The following is an 18,909-nucleotide window of genomic DNA, read 5'->3' as shown; positions in this document are numbered from 1 at the left end:
CCATCAGATCGGAAGTCGAGATCGTTGCCATCAGCCAGCTGATGGCGACAGTCTGCATCAACCAGCCGAGGCTTGAAACCTGCGTCGCGAGCCAGATCGAACGAAAGGTCGGCTGCAGAAGTGGCCCAAAGGTCCTTGGTGCAGCCAAATCTTCGTTTGATCCAGCCACCCTACTCATTTTGCGAACCTTTGCTTTCCGTTATTGTCGTTTCGCATGTAATCTAGGCTGAACCGTGGCGGCGGGAAGAATAGAGAGGAACTGGTTGCCTCCGACGAGTGCAGCACAGTTTCCTCGGCATTGAGGGTCGCGGCACGCGGGCGTGGGCCGGCTCACTCGCCTTCGAAGATGTCTTGTCAAGGTCGGATTCACTTGTCGCTAACGCACCAGGCTTCATCAACGCGCACTTTGCGGAGCGATGCCTTTTCGCGAAACGTTACCCTGTTCTTTTGTTGGAAACTCACTCATCAGCGGCGTTCGATGCTGAGTGTGGCTTCCGAAAAGTGAGGACGCTTGCAGATCTTTGACAGGATCAGTTCCCTGATAGATGCACCCGATTGCCAGGCCGCGATCGAAGACGCGCGCGCCCTGCTCCTTCAGTTCGGACAAAAGTCTGATGCGCTCACACATGCGATCGACGAGTTTCTGCTCGACCTGATGACATTGGCTTTCATCGTCGAATGTTACGGACGCGGCTTTGAACTTTTGGCGCGAACGCTTGCCCGTAGAAGACTGGCAAAGGTCAGGCTTTTGTCGGAAGGGTCGATTCCGCCAGAGAGAAATGACGCCCAAAGCTTGTTGCTAACCGGCTATCGCGCCGCGTTCCGCTACAGTGACGAAGGCAATTGACGACATTCGACGCCAAAAAAATAGACGGAAACCGGGGCCCTTTATGAGGCAGATTGGGTGTGGATTGTTCCGCGAATATGAAAACTGTGGGTCCATTCCGTGGCGTCCGGCCGACCGCTGGCCTTCATCGCGGCAGTCGCCGCCCGCTGCCTCAGATGCCGCCCATGCAGAGGTACTTCATTTCAAGATAGTCTTCGAGGCCGTGGCGGGAACCTTCCCGCCCGATGCCGGACTGTTTTATGCCACCGAAGGGCGCGGCTTCTGAGGACATTCGTCCCGTGTTGATCCCAACCATGCCGTATTCCAGGGCCTCCGCTACACGCCAGACACGCTTCAGGTTTGAAGCATAGAAATAGGCGGCAAGGCCGTAGATCGTGTCGTTGGCCTCACGCACGACTTGATCAGAATCGTCAAAGCAAATGATCGGCGCCAAGGGTCCAAAGGTCTCCTCTTGCGCCACGGTCATTTCCCTTGTGACGCCGCTGAGGACCGTCGGCTGGAAAAACGTGCCGTCGCTGCCGATGCGGCCGCCGCCACATCGGATCGCGCCACCTTTGGCCAAGGCATCGGCAATGTGAAGTTCGATCTTGGCCAGTGCGTGCCTGTCGATCAGCGGACTGATGGCGACACCTGGATCGAAGCCGTCGCCGACCGGAAGCTGGCGGACACGATCCACGAATTTGTCGACGAATTCGTCATGGACGCCCGACTGGACGTAAAGCCGGTTGGCGGAAACGCAGGTCTGGCCGGCATTGCGAAACTTGGCCTGGATCGCGCCGTCGACGGCAGCATCGACGTCCGCATCATCAAAGACGATGAAAGGCGCATTGCCACCCAACTCGAGACTGACTTTCTTGATCTGGTCCGAGCACTGGCGCATGAGCAACCGGCCGACCTCGGTCGAACCGGTGAAACTGATCTTGCGGACCTTGGGGTTAAAGCAGAGTTCGCGACCGACCGCATCACCCTCGCACGCATAGATCAGGTTGACGACGCCTTCCGGAAACCCGGCAAGGTGGGCCAGAGCAAACATTGCACCCGCCACCAGCGGCGTCTGTTCAGCCGGTTTGAGCACGATCGTGCAGCCGGCAGCGAGAGCCGGCGAGATCTTGCGCGCAACCATTGAGGCGGGGAAGTTCCAGGGCGTGATCGTTCCAACGACGCCGATCGGCTGTTTGATCACCAGCATGCGACGGTCTGTAGAGGGCGGCGAGATCGTCTCACCATAGATGCGGTTGGCCTCTTCGGCGTACCATTGCAGATATGCGGCCGCATGCGCCACCTCAGACTTCGCTTCGGCTAGCGGCTTGCCCATCTCCGCAGTGAGGATCGCTGCAAGATCGTCAGTGTGGTCGACGATCAGTTGGTGCCAACGCCAGAGGATGTCGCTGCGCTCGCGCGCGGTCAGTGCGGCCCATTCAGGTTGCGCCACATGAGCTTTGTCGATTGCGGCGCGCGTCTCCTCGACACCCATGTCGGGCAGCTCCGCCAGCACTTCGCCGGTCGAAGGGTTTAATACCTCGAAGGTCTGCTCACTTACCAGCATGCCAAGAGCCGGCACCCGGTCAATGGCTCCGAACAGCTCGCGCGATTTCAGATGGCGAAGCATTGGCTCGTACAAGGGCAACGCGAATCCTCCTCGATGCAATTGGCGTGTCACACGACTTTTTGGTTTATCCGCTGGCCTAGGATTTCGCATAGGGCCTCAGTGAGGGGCCACTAGACCCACTCGAATCCACTCAACCGAAACTGATGTCAGTTGTGCGAAACAGTCCGACCATTTCTCGAAACAAGGAGATCGAATCCATGTCGTTGCTCGCGCACTGGAGAGCAAATCGTGATCCTGCCGCGCTGTCAAATATTCCAACTGGTTTTTGCAGTCCAACCGCCCGTGAACGCGCTAGAGCACTGCGCGTCTTTTTTGCGGAAATAGAAGTGCCGAGGTCAGATTTGAAGCTGCCGCAGCGCTCAGTTCAGCAGGGCTATCCCTGATCTATGGCCTTGCTTTGATGGTGGGAGCGCTCTTTGCGGACCATGTCGTACGACTCGATATACGCCATCTCCAGAAGGTATCCTAGGAACTGCAGCCTGTGAGACCCCGCGATCTGATTCAGCTCGCTGAGCATTGCGCTGATGAAGGCAAGCGCCTTGGCCCGGTCGGATCTCAATCCCTTGTCGATCATCGTACGTCCCCACTTCCGCAGATTGCTCCTATATGGAGCGCGCTCTATTCAGTTCAGATGCTTCTGGATGCATGCTTCGATAGGCACGTCCATGCCGATGTCGAGGATTGGCGCGCTGTGCGTAAGCCACCCAATAGAAATGAGGTCGACCCCGGTTGCCGCTACGGCTGGTGCCGTTGCCGGCGTTATGCGACCCGAGGCCTCGGTGGTCGCGCGGCCGTCGACCATTGCCACCGCTCGGGTCAGTTGCTTGACGGACATATTGTCCAGCAGGATGGCGTCGACCCCGGCGCCTAGCGCGATCTCGAGCTGGTCGAGCGTGTCGACCTCGACCTCGACCTTGACCACATGGCCGACCGCGGCGCGCGCCCGCTCAATGGCCGTGCGGATGTCGCCGGCAATGGCAATGTGATTGTCCTTAATGAGCACGGCATCATCCAGCCCGAAGCGGTGGTTGGCGCCGCCGCCGGCGCGCACGGCGTATTTTTCCAGCGCGCGTAGGCCGGGCGTCGTCTTTCGCGTGCAGACGATCCGTGCTTTCTGACCGCGCACCGCCTCGACGATCTCGGCCGTTGCCGTCGCAATGCCGCTGAGATGGCAGAGAAAATTGAGCGCTGTACGCTCGGCCGCAAGCATTCCACGCGCCGGTCCACTCACCCTTGCAATGGTCTCACCCGCCGCGATCCTGCTGCCGTCCAGACGTCCAAAATTTATGTCGATCGACGGATCAACAAGCATGAAAGCGTAGGCTACCAGATCAAGACCGGCAACAACGCCAGACTGCCGTGCTCTGAACGCAAAGGTGGCCTTGCAGTCAAAGGGTATAATCGCATCGCTGGTAAGGTCACCGGCTTTGCCCAGATCCTCAAGTAGAGCGCTACGCACGATCGGCTCGATCACGATCCCGGGAAGGGGTGGAGGTGACGTCATCAGGCACTCCGTTCCGCGGGCCGCAGACTAAGTTCGGCCGCAACCGTCATTGCTGAGGCGAGGGTCAAGCGCGAAGACCGGGCCTGCGCCCTGCGTGTGGGGAAGTCCGACCTGCAATGCGAGCCGCGGCTTTCCTGGCGTCGAAGCGCTGCAATGGCGATCATCAGCGCGATCAAGGCGGGATCGGAAGCGCCAGTGTTGCGAACCGCGATCGGCAGCAGCGTTTCCACGGTGTCGGATAGTGCTTGCCCGTCCCGTATAACACCGAGCCCATTAGAGACCGCATGGCGAACGGAGGAGGGCTCGGGCCGCGGGGGTGCCGTTGCGACAAGCCTTGGCCACTGCCAGCCTGCAGGAGCGGCAGCTACGCTTTGCGCGACCCACAACGAGGTCGTCACGGCCTCGGTCAGCGAGTTGCTGGCAAGCCGGTTCGCCCCGTGCAGACCGGTGCAGGCAACCTCACCGCAAGCCCACAAGCCCGACACCGTGCTGCGGCCCGCGGCATCCACGGCCACGCCGCCCATGTGATAATGTGCCGCTGGGCGAACCGGGATGGGCTCGACTGCCGGATGGATTCCGGCGTCCCGGCAATGCCGGGTCACAGCTGGGAAGCGCTTGGCGAACTTCTGGCCGAGGGACTGCCGGGCATCAAGGTAAACACGATGTCCGGTGCCAAGCTGCTGCCATACGGCCCGTGCCACGACGTCGCGCGATGCCAGCTCGCCGCCAGGCGTATCGCATAGAAAGCGGTGCCCGCACTCGTCGATCAGGACTGCGCCTTCGCCGCGGACCGCTTCGCTCACCAACGGCATAGGCCGATGCGAAACGTCGAGCGCCGTCGGGTGGAACTGGATGAATTCCAGATCGGCGAGTTCCGCACCGGCGCATGCGGCGAGCGCCAGGCCGTGCCCGAATGAGCCGGCCGGATTGGTCGTGTCTCTGAACAGGGCGCCGATACCGCCGCTCGCAAGAACCACGCGGCGCGTCGGAAATATAATCGCCTGTCCACCTTTTGCCGCCACAACGCCGCTGACCGCACCATTTTCCACAATGAGCCGGCGGGCTTCCATGCCTTCCAGAATTGTGATCGAAGGCGTTCGCCTCGCAGCGATGATGAGCGCGCGTACAAGCTCGCGGCCCGTAGAGTCACCCCCGGCATGGACGATCCGGCGACGGGAATGCGCTGCCTCGAGCCCGAGCCGCAGTGTCCCGTCCCACGAGCAGTCGAAGGCGACGCCCAAGTCCATCAAATTCTCGATGGCTCGGTCCGCCGCATTCGCAACGCGTCTGACCACACTCTCGTCGCAGAGGCCATCACCTGCAGCAAGCGTGTCTGCAAGATGGAGGTCTGGACTGTCGTCAGCGCCGAGGCTTGCCGCCAGCCCGCCTTGCGCGAGTGTGCTGGAGGTTTCGGTCCCGAGCCGCGTCGGGGACAGAAGGTAAACGGGATGCGGCGCCAGATGAAGCGCGGTCATCAGCCCGGCAACGCCAGCGCCGATGATCACGGGCGCTCCCCTGATGTCGCCGACGTCTGGCGTCATACGGCAAGCATCCGCTCGACCGCACGCCGAGCACCATCAACCACTCGAGCATCGATGGTCACGATGTGGCGGGTTTCTTGCAGCGCCGTGCGAATGTTGGCGAGCGTGATACGCTTCATATGCGGACAGAGATTGCAGGGGCGCACGAACTCGACGTCGGGATGCTCGATGGCCACGTTGTCGCTCATTGAGCATTCGGTCATCAACACGACGCGCGCAGGCTTGTGCCGTCCGACGAAATCCCACATCGCCGCAGTCGAGCCGGCGAAATCGGCAACCGCGACAACTTCCGGCGGGCATTCAGGATGGGCAAGCACGGTAACGCCAGGGTAGGCATCCCGCAGCTCGCGAATGTCGGCTGGCGTGAAGCGCTCATGCACTTCGCAATGACCGTTCCAGGCGATGATCTCGACCGAAGTCTGTGCCGCGATGTTCCTGGCCAGGTATTCATCGGGCAGCATGATCACCCGCTCAACGCCAAGCGACTCCACCACAGCCAACGCGTTGCCGGAGGTGCAGCAGATGTCCGACTCGGCCTTCACGGCAGCGGACGTGTTGACGTAGGTCACGACCGGCACGCCAGGGTAGCGTTGCCGCATCAGCCGCACGTCGTCCGCCGTGATCGAGTCCGCCAACGAGCAGCCGGCGCCAAGATCCGGAATGAGCACCGCCTTGTCCGGATTGAGGAGCTTCGCCGTCTCAGCCATGAAATGCACGCCGGCGAGCGCGATGATGTCCGCATCGACGGTCATTGCCTTGCGGGCCAGCGCCAGGCTGTCGCCGACGATGTCTGCGACGCAGTGGAAAATCTCGGGTGTTTGATAGTTGTGGGCCAGGATGACGGCGTGGCGCTCGTGCTTGAGCTCGAGAATAGCCTCGACGTCATCGCTGAAAGCCGCCCATTCCACTGGGGGGATGATGCGCTGGACGCGCTGATACAGGGACGCGGCCGAAGGTATCGTCCCGCTCACCGGCGCCTCCCGTTTATAATCCATTCGACTATAAGGGGTATATATCTAGGTTGACTATAAGAGTGTCAACCCCGGGCTGGCCAGAGGCAATTTTGTCCCCGCCACGGCAGTTTCGTCCAGCACGGCATGGCGGAACTGATAGAGCTTGGCCGGGCGGCCGCCCGTATCCAGGGACGTCTCGCCAGTCTCCTCGACCAGTTCTTGCTGCTCGATGAGCCGGCGAAAGTTGGGCTTGTTGATCAGCCGGCCTGCCAGGGCTTCCACGGTCCGTTGCAGCTGCAGCAGCGTAAACACCGGCGGCATCAGCTCGAAGACGACTGGCCGGTATTTGATCTTCGAGCGCAGGCGCGCAAGGCCCGTGGCCAGGATGCGGCGATGGTCGGCAACCATCGTTGCCCCGGCTGTTGAGTCGGATGCGATCGACCGTTCGTCGCGGGTGGCCTCTGCCACCAGACCCGCCTCGTAAAGCAGCTCATAGCGCTGGAGCGCCAACTCTTCATTCCAGGGTCGGTCCTCGAACGCGAAAGCAATGGCAGCCCGCCGCCGTCGTTCACGGGCAATCGCAGCCTCCTCAACTGCAGCCGCCCAGGCAAGCAGACGCGGCTTCAGAACATCCGCAATCAGTTTCGGTGTTCCGAGGCGGTGGTCCTCCCACGGAAAATAATCGTACCAGCTCCGCCAGGCGCAGGCCGATGCGCCGGTGGCATCTTCCTTCCGGGTCAAAGCGAGATAGCTGATGGAAATGACGCGCTGCTGGCGCCCGTCGGCGCGGTCGCGATCAGCGAACGTATAGAGCTGCTCAATATAGCCGAGGGGATGACCAGTCTGCTGCTCGACCCACGCCCTAAGACCTGACTGCAGCGATCGATGCTCCAGCGCGAACGGCCCCGAGGGCAGGCAATCCCCCTGCCCGATGGTGAGGACCGCTGGTTCACCGTCATTGACGGACACGACAACGGCAATCAGCTCCGCTTCGACTTCTTTGGCCTTGGCGGCGGCCCTACCGTTGCGTGTTGCTTTTGGGCGATCGTCCATGGTTGCCTGGGTTGGGCGGAGTTTTCCCTGCGAAACATCCTAATCGATTTAACCAGCGTGTAACAGGCCATTTCGCCTGTCAACTCGGCTGCTCTATGAAAGGCTTAGACCTTCGGTCTACACCCGGCATGTTTCAGAAGCGACGTTCGCGGCACCTGACCCTGGGGCAGCGCAAGTAAGCCGCGCTCGGCGGTCCGAGAGGCTCTGCCATTGTGGAGTGACCGGGGCCTCAAGTAACCCTGCACGGGGGCGGGAATCCTCGAAGATAGCGGGCGCCGGCTACGTGGCTCGACCCCACGTATTATTGGCAGAGATAGAGCTTAAAATTGGACGCCGATCGAGGGTCAGTTTTGGAAGCCGTTTGACACCCGAGGTTCGCAGGCGTCTGGCGCGCTATCGATGATTTTGGTGAAGGCGCCTTTAGTTGACGCCTTTCGATACTCAGGTCGCGGCCATCGACATAAGATGGATTGATTGGGGCACGGGCGAAGCTAACTCAAGATTTTCACTCTTGGTCGAATTTCAACATCCGCTGAAACCGTCACATTTTGTGAATTGCGATTGACATATTTCAGTAGGTCAGCCATTTTCAGCGGATGCTGAAATCGGGCGACTCATTGAAAAGCATTGAGCATCAAGCTGCGGACGCTCTGCGGGCCGTCTTAAACGATATTCCGCCCGTTTCCATCGAGAATGTAGAGGTTGAAGCCGACGCTTTCGATCGCGAAATCGATATTCTTGCGTATATCAGCGCCTTCGGGCGCACACATATTCTCGTCTGTGAGGTCAAGTCGAGCGGACAGCCGCGCCACGTTCACTCGGGCCTACTCCAGGTGCGAAGGGCGGTAAACCACATAGGAAAAGGCGCAATTCCTGTGTTCATTGCGCCCTTTCTTTCTCCAGAAGCACAGGCTCTTTGCCAGGAAGAAAATGTGGGCTTCCTCGATTTCGAGGGAAATTGCCGGCTCGCTTTCGACGGCATATTTATTGAGCGTAAGGTTCCGACCCGACCCGCAATCGAACGCCGCGAGTTGAAGTCGATCTTCAAACCGAAGTCCGCGCAGGTTCTGAGAGTGATGTTGCGCGATCCACACCATCCCTGGCGCGTCACCGAGCTTGCGGAAGCAGCCGGTGTCAGTCTCGGCCACGTCAGCAATGTCCGCGCTGCGCTTGTGGATCGGGAGTGGGCGAAAATCGGCGACGATGGCATGTCGCTTTTTCGGCCGGCAGCGGTTCTGGACGCTTGGCGGAACTCTTATGAGCCGCCAGCGGGTGATCGCCAAACCTTCTACACTACCTTGCACGGCAAAGCGTTCGACCAGGTCGTTCGCGATGTGCTTGGTGCGTCGAATCGAATTGACCGAGCGATCCTCGCATCGTTCTCGGCAGCGCAATGGATTGCGCCATATGCTCGGGTAGGCAGCCAGTTCTTCTACGCAGATACCGGAGGTCTCGACCGTCTGCGGCATGCCCTCAAGCTGTCGTCGGCGGCGAAGGGTGAAAACGTTGTGATCACGATCCTGAAGGATGAAGGGCCACTGCTTGATACAATCGAGCCGGCGCCCGGCGTCGTTTGCACAAGTCCTGTTCAAACTTACCTTGATTTGGTGATATCCGGGGAGAGGGGACAGGAGGCCGCTGACCATTTGCGGCAGGAGAAATTGCAATGGCTCCAGTAGTACCGCCCGATCCGCAATCGGCCGCCGACTACGACGACCGCACCACCGCGGCCGTGAAATCGGTTCTACTGGAAATTGGTCAGATACTCCGCAGTTTCAAAGGCAAGTTCGCCGTGATTGGCGGCGCGGTGCCTTGGCTCCTCCTAGAAAACGAAGAAATGCCGCATGTCGGAACTCTCGACGTCGATCTGGGCCTCGATACCGAGGCACTTGGAGATGGCGAATACGCCCGACTTGTCGAGGCACTTATGGGGAATGGGTATGAGCAGCGTGACGATCACCGTCTGTTCCAGCTTGTTCGCACAGTGCCTGTCGATGATGGTGGAGGTCCGATCGATGTGGTTGTCGACTTCTTGCGTCCTTTCGACGCCGTCTTCACAAAGAACAAACCGCCGCTGATCGAGCATTTTGCCGTGCAGCGGGCATCGGGTGCCGAATTGGCCTTACGCTTTTACAACCTCGTTGCGATTTCGGGCGAGATGCCGGATGGAGGCGCGAACCACGTCAACATCGCCGTCGCATCGATCCCCGCCCTCCTCGCAATGAAGGGCTACGCAATCGAGAACCGCCTGAAGAGGAAGGATGCATACGACATCTATTACTGCGTTCGAAACTATCCAGGTGGCCCCGATGCACTTGCCGCGGATTGCGAGCCGGTTCTCGCTCACAAGGAAGGCAAAGAGGGCTTCGGGTTTATTGCCGGCAAGTTCGAGGCGGTTGATAGTTTTGGCCCCACTAGCGTCGGCCAGTTCGTGCAGGACACCCAAATTCTCGGGGAACGCACCGCCGAACAATGGCAGCAGGATGCATTTGGTCAGGTCGATGCGTGGCTCCGTGCACTTGGCTGGAGAGAGTAGGTGACTGCGCTGCTGCCGTTCCTCGCTAGCAATTTTTCTTTTGGGAGTGCAGCGGGGTTGAAGCGCGTAGCTGAATATCCTGAATGCTACAATGACCGTCTATTTTATCACTGAATTGGACAACAGCCTTGCCGGCCGTCTTTATGTGAAGGTCGGACGCTCGCAGGCGGTCGATCGCCGCATAGCCAACCTGCAGACTGGCAATCGGCGTAGAGTTGCGTTGATGGGAGAAATTCGGACCGGATCGATTTCCGAAGACCGCGTGGTCGAACGGCGGTTGCACCTCATATTCGACCACAAGGCAGATTCGGGAGAATGGTTTTTCCTGTCGGCAGACGAGTTATTTCTGCCCTGAAGCTCTTTTCATCGAGGGCTTACATCTCTGTCGGACAAGATGCCTTTGAGATCATTTCCTATGATAGGGACGCGGTTCCGGAATATGCTAGTCCATGGCTATGGGGCGAGCTCGACTGCTATGAATTCTGTCCCAACTGCGGGTGGGCGGGTGGCTGGACCTACAGCGAGAACCATGGTGGCGACGTGTGCCTTGAGTGCGGGGTCTCGGAACGCACGTACGATGCTGATGATCAGGTCTAGCAGGATATACGCTACGAGCATACCGACCCGGGAAGCCGATGGTGGCCTCGTCCCCACTCGAGAGCTTGACCAGGAATGGTCTTGACGTTTGGCCGGCCGGTGCAGGTCGGACTCGCCCCGCACTAGCGGAACCGCGGCCGTTTAATTGCTATCGTCGGTGTCGGTACCAAAGTGGAGGGTTGGGCCGGTTCGGGCCGACTGACCGCGGCGCAGAAGGACCGAACAACTCAAGCTAGTATTGCGAAGAAATAGATGAAACAAATCCTGTGCGCATTGTTTCAAACCGATGCCCAACGTCTTGCGAGTAACATTTCTGGGCGGGGATCGGATGGCTGAACAGAGGGTGTTCGGTATCGACTGATCCGTCGGATCGTAGGTGGGGACGCCAAGAGAGGAGTTCCTGATCTGTGGCAGGCCGAAGATGCTGGAGACCTATACTACGTCAAGCTCTGGAATAAACCCGTAGGAGACAGCTCCGCGATCCAGGCGCTCTGGAACCGCGAAGTTCGGGGGCTTATGCGGCTTCAGGGCTATCCTGGCGCCTCAGAGCTATTCGTCAAGCTTCGAGATCTTGACGCTGACGACAAACACTTCTTCGCTGTCCTCGACGGCGGCACACGACTTGTGTTGTCAGACGTACTTCAAAATCGCAGTCGCTATCACTGGCTCCTTAATCTCTCGGAGGTTGGTCGGCGGCGGCCGCTATGGGAAGGGCTACTGCGAATCTCCGAGGCCCTTACGATTCTTCATCGCGAAGGGACTCTCCACCGTTCTCTGTCACCAATGTCAGTTTTCGTGAGTCCGGATGGGCAGGGCGAATTCCGTCTTAGCGGGTTCGAATGGTCGCTTCGTATTGCAGGATTGGACGGGGGCGCCTCAAAAGTGGGACGGAAGAGCCCATTCGTTGCACCGGAACTCGATCGGCTCGATGGAGAGTACTCTACTGCCACCGACTGGTATGACTTCGGTTTGGTCGCAGCCGAGGTCTTTGGCGCGCCCCTGAAAAGCATCCGAAAACGCGCAGCGTTACCTACGATCATACAAGGACTCACCAATCTCCGAGAGAGCGAACGAGACGTCATCCTCAGACTACTCGATGAGAATCAGGAGCAAAGGCTCGTCGATGGCGAAGAGATCGAGCAACGCATCCGGCACATCGTGCGAGACTTGGGATCGGTAACGAGCTCCTTCTCTAGGGACTTGGTAGTTGCCCTCCGACTGGGATCGGATCGCGATATCGCCAGGACGATTGATGTCGTGTCGGAAGGAGCGGCGAGTGCGCACGATCCCGTCACGCAGAGAGACTGGATAAGAAGGGATCTTCGAGGCGATATTCGCATTGCCGCCCGCAGTTTCCCTGCACCGTACTATGTCCTTAAGGGCGAAAAGCTTGAGTACCGAGTCCGGATCTGGTCGGTCGACAGCCTATCGACCTGGGACATCGGCTATTGCGAGGGGATAGAGCAGGTACCCAGACTTAACTCTGACGACCAGTTATTCAGTCTCGGACAACGTAAGCTCGACATTCAGCTATATCCACACGTCAGGAAAAATATTCGCTCGGTCCGAGATCGAGCGGCCCAATGGGACAAGGTGTTTCCGATCAAAGCGGAGAAATTGACTCTGCCGAGTCATCTACGCACGGTGCACGAGTTTTTCCGCGTCACCCAACAGCTGGATACAGTTCTGACTGTCGCGCAGATTTGCGCGGTAGACATCCTTGAGGTCGACAAAAGCGCGAATGACACCACCGTCGTGGTCACCCCAGTCCATGAGCCTGAGCGAGCCGATCTTGCTCGCTTCCTCAATTTGGCGCCTCCACCAGAGCAGCTTCAGGACTGGTTTAAACTCGGTGCGGAAGCCGTTACCGCCGACGACGAGGATGAACCGAAGCATGACCGGTACTCGTTTCTCGAACGGCGCACCATCGGAGGCGATAGTTCGGCGGTAACGTGGCGCTTTGTGATGGCCAAGCCTGACCCAAAAGGCCCCCGCTATTTCTTCCGGACGCAGGGCGTTGTTAGCCTGAGAGAAGGGAGGGCGTATCTAGCCAGGAACCACGGCGGCGCACTGGCGCAGATTCGAAGGAGACACAAGGCTATCGAGGACATGCGGTCGTTCGAGAGCCTGCTCCGCCTCGTCGCATCGCCTTACGATGTTGCCCGCAAGAATTCGGACGAACTCCCACCCGCCAAGGCAGATATTGCCTTAGACAAATCGAAACTTGTGGCGCTTGAGAGCCTCTGGGCTACCCAGCCGTCTTTCGCCATCCAGGGCCCACCCGGCACGGGCAAGACAACCTTAATCAAGGCGTTTGCCGACCGACTCTTTAACGCCGATTCAAGCGCGCAGATTCTGATCACGGCGCATTCGCACCATACGGTTGACGACGTGCGTTCGAAATTATCCAAGCTCTTCGCAAAATACGACAGTCACAGACGTCCGATCGTGCTTCGTCTTGGTGGGGAGGCTGGAGATGGCGATGATCCCGAGGCTGTGACAAACGGGCTCCTGGAGCAACTCCACAAAAGCGATCTGGCGACACGTTCCCCCGATTTCCTTCAGGAGCGATTGGCCGCAGCTGTGGAGGATGGCGAATTCCGTAGTCCTGAGGCGGACACTGAGGTCCGCACAATGCAGGTCCTGGTCCAGGACGCGGCAAATCTCACCTTTTCGACCCTGAATTCAGCCGACTTGGCTGGCCTCGCTGACCGCGGGCGACGCTTTGATTGGTCAATTATCGAAGAGGCCGGCAAGGCGCATGGATTCGATATGGCCACGGCGCTCCAAGAGAGCCACCGATTGCTTCTGATTGGGGATCATCATCAGCTTCCGCCATTCAACGTACGTCGGTTCACTGATCTCCTCGGCGAGCCCCTCAGAGTTCGAAAGGCGATCCAGACTGGCGCGCAGTTCGCGCCAGGACTGGTGGATCCATCTCTTGTTGCTGACGATGACAGCCGGGATCCTTTCGTTGATCGGTGCGCGGAGTGGACAAGGATGGTGAAACTCTTCGAAACCATTTTTATGCGGAGCATTCAGGGGGAACTAGGCAGAGGTCCAGCGGCCATTCTTACAGATCAACACCGTATGCATCCCGATATCGCAGACCTGGTGGGCCGGGTGTTCTACCCCGATGAAAAGGGCGGGACGATTCTGCGATCGCCCGCTGAGACCCATGAACGCTTCCAACTGCCTGAGCCATTCGCGATCTCGAACACCTCATGGTTGCCTCAGCAAAGAATCGTCTGGTGTGATGTCAATTGGGTTCAAAAGGAGGAGTTTGCGGAAGGTGAGGTCGATGGGCTGTTCGTCTCGAGACCGGAGGCCAATCTTGTTGTCAATATCCTTGATGAGATTAATGCACGAGACGATACGCCTTGCGAGCTGCAAATCCTATCCCCCTACAATGGTCAACTGAGCGCAATAAAACTCGCCATCGAGAGAGCTTATTCCGCAGGTTCACTCGGGCACATGTTCCAAGCGCCGTTTGATCTTCGCCATGGAAAGAGGATGGGGGCAACAGTAGATGAATTTCAAGGTTCGGAAGCCGATATAGTGATTGTCAGCCTTGTCCGTAACAATGCCTTGGTTCCATGGAAAAGTGTTGGGTTTCTAAAAGAAAAGAATCGGATGAATGTGCTTCTGAGCAGAGCGAAGCAGAAGTTAATTATAGTTGGGAGCTGGGGATTTCTTTAAGTCCAGATGCAACCAATATACAAGTGACTACGACGAGCACGCATATATCGGGAGAATGATGAAAGAGATGGAGGCCGCCGAAGCGGCCGGCACGCTGGCCAGGGTAAGGGGTATCAAATGAGGTATGTCTATCTTCCCCTGTATCGAATGGCCGTGAGCTACCTCTACAGCTTCGGTCGCCGCTGGAGCATTATCGAGCACATGCTGCTCATAGAGACCTCTCTATCGAAGCGAACAGCGCTGGAATTGGCAGAGTCGGCCTCACTTCCTCACCGCTTGGTTGTTGAGGCGCTAATTAATTTGCTCCGGGCCAACTGGGTCGAAGTTCGCAGTGACAGTGGCAACGTGCACTTTGCAGCGACGCCGGCAGGGAAGCGACGAGCCACTGAGAAGACCCTGCCTGAACGCCTCTTGAAAGACGTTCGGTGGGATTCTGTTTGCGTCGACAGGATGACAGGGCATTGGATGCGGGCCGACGATCTCGACCTTGTGTATGAGCGAGACCTTCCAGATGATTGCGAGGCGCTCGTACCGTTGCTGCACACATTTGAGCCGAACGACGGTGCTCTTCGCGACCTCTTCCGTTTGAATTTGAACGAAAGCCTAGAGCCCTCGAACCCTCAATTCCGGACGCCCTCATTGCCCTATGCGCGAATTGGGATCGCCTTCAACGAGGTCCAGACCGGCTTGCCTGCACATGTGCCGCTTGCCCTCACACAGGCACTAGTAAGCGCATCCCAACAAGTTCCGGAAGCGGACGACGCGTCGGATTCGGAAAAAAGCCAGAGTCAAGTCGAGGGGCCAAGAGATCATCTCACTATGGACGACCTTATCATTGGCGGTCCGGCACATCGCCGCTTGCTCCGAGAGATACTGGAGAATGCGAAGACCGCCGTTGTAATCCACTCGTGCTTCCTCGGCGCGGAAACGCTGCAAGAGTTGGTTCCGGACCTTGAACGTGCAGCCCGGCGTAAAATAAGGATCGAGCTCCTTTGGGGCCTGTACACAGATCCCGAAGGTACGGAGCCCGTTAAAAAGCTTTCCGACGCAATTGCCGTATTGGAAAAGCTGCCAGCCGGGGCAAGAAGTCGTGTCAAGCTATCGTCCCATTCGTCCGGATCACATGCAAAAGTGATTGTCTATGACGATCGTGAAACTGGGAAGTGGACCTCCGTGGTGGGGAGCAGCAATTTCCTGTCGTCCGAGTTTGACTGGATGGAGGTCTCGATACGCACCAGAAGTGCCCTGCTTTCATCGCAAATCATGAGCAGACTGCTTTCCAGCCAACTCCCTGCCGTGGGCAATTGGACTGGAACTGCACGTCGGCTGAGCGGATTGTGGTCATTGGTGAAGCAGCAAGCCCGAACGCGGCAAGAGACCGGTGCCTACGCGCTTTCCCTTGTTTCCGATCATGATCACTATGCGTGTGTGACTCTTGCGCGCGATGAAGCAAGGAGGGATATCGAGATCGCTTGCGACCTGTACGGGCTCTCGGCCGAGACGTCAGTTCTTGTTCCGATGGAAAGTGCTGCCGCTCAAGGAGTTCAGGTACGCCTTGCCTATACGAGACCGAGCAAGTTTTTGCTTGCGGAGGGGCGGCAGCCTACGGCTAGTGAAATCGGGGGACGGGGCATCACTCTGGAGCGTCTAAACAAGGTTCACGCAAAATACCTCGCGTGGGATGATGATAACCTCGTAGTGACCAGCTTCAACTGGATGGCAACAGCCCTAGACAGCCGGCGCTCCAGGGGAGCGGAGTTGGGAGTACTCATCCAAGGACCAGACATTTGCAAGATGCTGGCTACCAAGCTGCGTACCTTCGAGTTCGCCCATCACTTTGAATCTATCGTGCCGGAGGATGCAACGCCCAGTTGACCGGAAATGTCAATCCACTTTCCTGACAGGTCTGCGTTCATCTTATTGAATACGCGTGTTGAGAGGGATAGACCAGCTTGAGATTTGCTGGTTTCGTATCTGATCAATCCCTCGACCACACGAGCCCGAAACTCTTTGCCATCGAATGGCTCAGAGGATTGCAGCAACGCATACATGTCATCATAGAGGCGCTCCACTCGCGAGCGCAGCCATTCCATCCGAATCCACCTAGATACCAACTGCTCGCTGAAAAGCACTTGTGCTACAACGGCTATCAGCTCGAGATCTGTTGTTCGGAAAAATGCGGCCCATAACCAAACGATAAAATACAAGGAGACCCTGCTTCTTTCGAAGCCAAGCATACGCCGAAGTATAGACTTTGTGAATAGCGAATTCTCCAACACAGACATACCCATACGAAGGAAGGGTTCTGTCTCAGTCGTGTTGTAGTACCCTTTTGATGGGGATGATATCAACGGGACAGAGAACGCATTCGATACGAAGTCGGCCACGCGACTTGAATGTGCGCGGACAGCAAAGTAGGTTCGTATTACGATTCCGCTGATGAAGAAGGCAACAACAGAAACGGCAAACGATGCCTGCACGATAGCATACAACTGAGGATCGCGCTGTTTATCAATGAGTAATATTGCTACTGATAGCGCCGCCGCGAGGTAAAAAATGACACTCGATACCAACTCCGCGGCTCGTAGAGGCACGTAAAACTCTGGTCCTATAGGATCTTGACGTGTCAAAGTGGCCCCCGGTTTCGCTCAACCATATCGCTCTGATCATAACATAGCCGACGTATGTGCGCTAACATCGCAGCAGGTAGGGTCGGCACAGCCAACATTGCGAAAATCCATGCCTCAGCCCGGCGCTTGCCGTGGGATCCTTTGCCGCCCGCGAACACAGTCGCCCGGAAATGGAGCGATTGCGGCTGGCATTTGATCAGTCAGCGGCAAACGCTGCCGCGAGTTCAGAGTAGTCTAGGTAGCACTTTGGGCCGGTCCCCTCGAACGGGCTCGCGAGTTCGAACCAAATATCCGTCGTCCCATGTTCATGATTTGTGCCTCGAAAGTCGCATAATGGCAGTCCGGAACCGCACTGCCATCGCCATGCAGCCATGTCTTTCCATCAGCCGCAGCCTATCCGGTCCCTCAACGCCAGAACACCACAGCCGCTACTCTTGACAGTTGCCTTATAAGTTATAAGTTAATGACAGACTTTGGGCAGGGGACGCGTCACAGCGCGTTTGTTCGTGTCTGCGGAGTGCGCGTCTCATGACCCTCACTACCTAGCTTGGAAGTCTATTTGTGGGCCGTCGAATGATGAGCAGCATCGCCGGGGGCGTCGAGGGTTAACAGTGATATTTTCGCATAGCCGAATGCCGCAGTTCCACGATAAGAATTTTTCTGTGGCCCCACCTGACAATGGGTGTCTTCGAAGCTTACGATCGCAACGCCACTGGATGCCCGGGTTTCAACATCATCAAAGACTGTGTCTTGTCAGCGCCGGACCGCCGCGGTTCGTCGAGGCCATGACGCTTCGGGCGTGCTGGAGCTTGGTTTTCAGCGCGACTTACACAGACTGAACGCGGCGCAGGCTGCGTGCTCCGACATGCCTTTATCCGACCACCGGCGGCGCCACGCCCGTGAACACGATCGACGCGCGCAGTGAGCCACCCCACCGTGGGCGGGACCACAACCGAATTGCGCGAGCCTTGCTGGAAGCGTGACAGCGCAACCTGGCTCGTTGGGCCAATCATTCATAAGGCTGAACCATGAGAGAAAAAGAGAGTGTCTATGTCGTAACCGGCGGCACGCATGGCATCGGCGCCGCCTGTGTACGGCGCCTTGCCGAGCAGGAGAACGCGGCCGTCGTCTTCACGGGTCGCGACGAGGCTGCCGCACGAGAAATCGTATCCAGCCTCGCCAATGCACATTTCATCGCCTGTGATGTGCGCGACGAAGCCCAATGCCGAACGGTCATCAATACCGCGATGATGCTCGGTAACGGAAAGATCGCCGGATTGGTCAACAACGCCGGCATGACGGGGCGAGGGGCTTTTGAGACCGCCACCCTGAGCGATTGGGACGAGATCATGAGGGTGAATGCGCGCTCGTCGTTCGTCTTCACCAGCGCGGCGCTGCCAGGCCTGCGCGCGGCGCGCGGATCGGTGGTGATGATGTCATCGGTGGCCGGGCTGATGGGCGAGGAGGGTCTGGCCATCTACTCGGCCTCCAAGGCCGCGCTGATCGCCTTGACCTTGTCGCTGGCATTGGAGATCAGCGACGTTCGCTTCAATGCCGTCTGCCCCGGCCAGATCGCAACAAGGATGATGGCGGGCACGCTAGCCATTCCTGGCCGCAGGGCTCTGCTGGAAAGCCGCATTCCAGTGGGTCGATTGGGAACTCCCGAAGACGTCGCCGAGGCCGTGGCCTGGCTGCTGTCGCGCGCTTCATCCTTCGTCAACGGCATCGTCATGCCGGTCGACGGCGGCGAGGGCGCGGGATTGAAGACGCTCACCCTGCCTGAAATTAGCACCAGCGTATGAAAGCTGTTGACTTATAACTTATAAGTAGTACGGTGGCGATGTGAATGAGCGACAGCGCGGACGACCCCAAGGCGCATTCGCCGAAAAGGTGACTTCCACGCATCGGCAGATATCTCTGCTCCCAAGGCAGACCGGGGA

16 protein-coding genes are annotated in these 18,909 nt (G+C 58.2%); 8 read left to right on the top strand and 8 right to left on the bottom strand.

The window, feature by feature from the left end; translation table 11 throughout:
- On the bottom strand, nt 1-178 hold a 178-nt coding region (locus NKH03_RS26560), incomplete at its 3' end, for an MFS transporter (RefSeq protein WP_352812492.1).
- A 333-nt stretch (nt 179-511) separates the two neighbouring features.
- Between NKH03_RS26560 and NKH03_RS26555 the strand changes: the two genes are divergently transcribed.
- Nucleotides 512-847 carry a hypothetical protein gene (locus NKH03_RS26555; RefSeq protein WP_352971561.1) on the top strand — a complete coding sequence of 112 codons (336 nt, stop codon included), beginning with the start codon at nt 512-514 and terminating at the stop codon, nt 845-847.
- Between the two features lie 151 nt (nt 848-998).
- Here the strand turns inward: NKH03_RS26555 and NKH03_RS26550 are convergent, their stop codons facing one another.
- Nucleotides 999-2,456, bottom strand: coding sequence for an NAD-dependent succinate-semialdehyde dehydrogenase (locus tag NKH03_RS26550; RefSeq protein ID WP_352971559.1), 1,458 nt, complete (start codon nt 2,454-2,456; stop codon nt 999-1,001).
- A gap of 197 nt (nt 2,457-2,653) precedes the next feature.
- On the opposite strand from NKH03_RS26550, the gene NKH03_RS26545 reads away from it, so the two are divergent.
- Nucleotides 2,654-2,839: a hypothetical protein gene (locus tag NKH03_RS26545; RefSeq protein ID WP_352971557.1), complete on the top strand. Its 186-nt coding sequence runs from the start codon at nt 2,654-2,656 to the stop codon at nt 2,837-2,839.
- Here NKH03_RS26545 and NKH03_RS26540 read toward each other — a convergent pair.
- The 5 genes from NKH03_RS26540 to NKH03_RS26520 are packed head-to-tail and all read right to left on the bottom strand — an operon-like array spanning nt 2,830 to nt 7,507.
- Nucleotides 2,830-3,030, bottom strand: a complete 201-nt coding sequence (locus NKH03_RS26540) for a hypothetical protein (protein ID WP_023693535.1) — start codon at nt 3,028-3,030, stop codon at nt 2,830-2,832. The two genes, NKH03_RS26545 and NKH03_RS26540, sit on opposite strands and share 10 nt — an antisense overlap.
- A 48-nt stretch (nt 3,031-3,078) precedes the next feature.
- On the bottom strand, nt 3,079-3,960 hold the full coding sequence (gene nadC / locus NKH03_RS26535) for a carboxylating nicotinate-nucleotide diphosphorylase (RefSeq protein WP_352971555.1): 882 nt from the start codon (nt 3,958-3,960) through the stop codon (nt 3,079-3,081).
- Nucleotides 3,960-5,501 (bottom strand): L-aspartate oxidase, encoded by a 1,542-nt coding sequence (locus tag NKH03_RS26530; protein WP_352971552.1) that lies wholly within the window; start codon nt 5,499-5,501, stop codon nt 3,960-3,962. Before NKH03_RS26530 ends, nadC begins: the two co-directional genes overlap by 1 nt.
- Nucleotides 5,498-6,472: a quinolinate synthase NadA gene (gene nadA, locus NKH03_RS26525; protein ID WP_352971550.1), complete on the bottom strand. Its 975-nt coding sequence runs from the start codon at nt 6,470-6,472 to the stop codon at nt 5,498-5,500. The genes NKH03_RS26530 and nadA overlap by 4 nt, the downstream gene beginning before the upstream one ends.
- Before the next feature lie 54 nt (nt 6,473-6,526).
- Entirely contained in the window at nt 6,527-7,507 is a 981-nt protein-coding gene (locus tag NKH03_RS26520; RefSeq protein WP_352971548.1) for an NUDIX hydrolase, read from the bottom strand.
- Between the two features lie 617 nt (nt 7,508-8,124).
- Between NKH03_RS26520 and NKH03_RS26515 the strand changes: the two genes are divergently transcribed.
- From NKH03_RS26515 to NKH03_RS26495, 5 genes are all read left to right on the top strand, one after another.
- On the top strand, nt 8,125-9,186 hold the full coding sequence (locus NKH03_RS26515; protein WP_352971546.1) for a type IV toxin-antitoxin system AbiEi family antitoxin: 1,062 nt from the start codon (nt 8,125-8,127) through the stop codon (nt 9,184-9,186).
- Nucleotides 9,174-10,043: a nucleotidyl transferase AbiEii/AbiGii toxin family protein gene (locus NKH03_RS26510; RefSeq protein ID WP_352971545.1), complete on the top strand. Its 870-nt coding sequence runs from the start codon at nt 9,174-9,176 to the stop codon at nt 10,041-10,043. The genes NKH03_RS26515 and NKH03_RS26510 overlap by 13 nt, the downstream gene beginning before the upstream one ends.
- Before the next feature lie 91 nt (nt 10,044-10,134).
- A complete protein-coding gene (locus NKH03_RS26505; RefSeq protein WP_352971543.1) occupies nt 10,135-10,398 on the top strand; it encodes a GIY-YIG nuclease family protein in 264 nt (87 codons plus the stop codon).
- A 1,124-nt stretch (nt 10,399-11,522) separates the two neighbouring features.
- A complete protein-coding gene (locus NKH03_RS26500; protein ID WP_352971542.1) occupies nt 11,523-14,339 on the top strand; it encodes an AAA domain-containing protein in 2,817 nt (938 codons plus the stop codon).
- Nucleotides 14,340-14,456: 117 nt separating this feature from the next.
- The gene (locus tag NKH03_RS26495) at nt 14,457-16,214 is read left to right on the top strand and encodes a phospholipase D-like domain-containing protein (RefSeq protein WP_352971540.1); all 1,758 of its coding nucleotides are present in this window, start codon (nt 14,457-14,459) and stop codon (nt 16,212-16,214) included.
- Here the strand turns inward: NKH03_RS26495 and NKH03_RS26490 are convergent.
- A complete protein-coding gene (locus NKH03_RS26490; protein WP_352971539.1) occupies nt 16,172-16,912 on the bottom strand; it encodes a hypothetical protein in 741 nt (246 codons plus the stop codon). The genes NKH03_RS26495 and NKH03_RS26490 overlap by 43 nt on opposite strands.
- 1,085 nt (nt 16,913-17,997) lie before the next feature.
- On the opposite strand from NKH03_RS26490, the gene NKH03_RS26485 reads away from it, so the two are divergent.
- Nucleotides 17,998-18,771, top strand: a complete 774-nt coding sequence (locus NKH03_RS26485) for an SDR family NAD(P)-dependent oxidoreductase (protein WP_352592918.1) — start codon at nt 17,998-18,000, stop codon at nt 18,769-18,771.
- The last annotated feature ends 138 nt before the right edge of the window (nt 18,772-18,909 follow it).

This window comes from Mesorhizobium sp. M1406 (assembly GCF_040317555.1).
Classification (GTDB): domain Bacteria; phylum Pseudomonadota; class Alphaproteobacteria; order Rhizobiales; family Rhizobiaceae; genus Mesorhizobium.
This window is presented reverse-complemented; position numbering and strand designations above follow the sequence as displayed.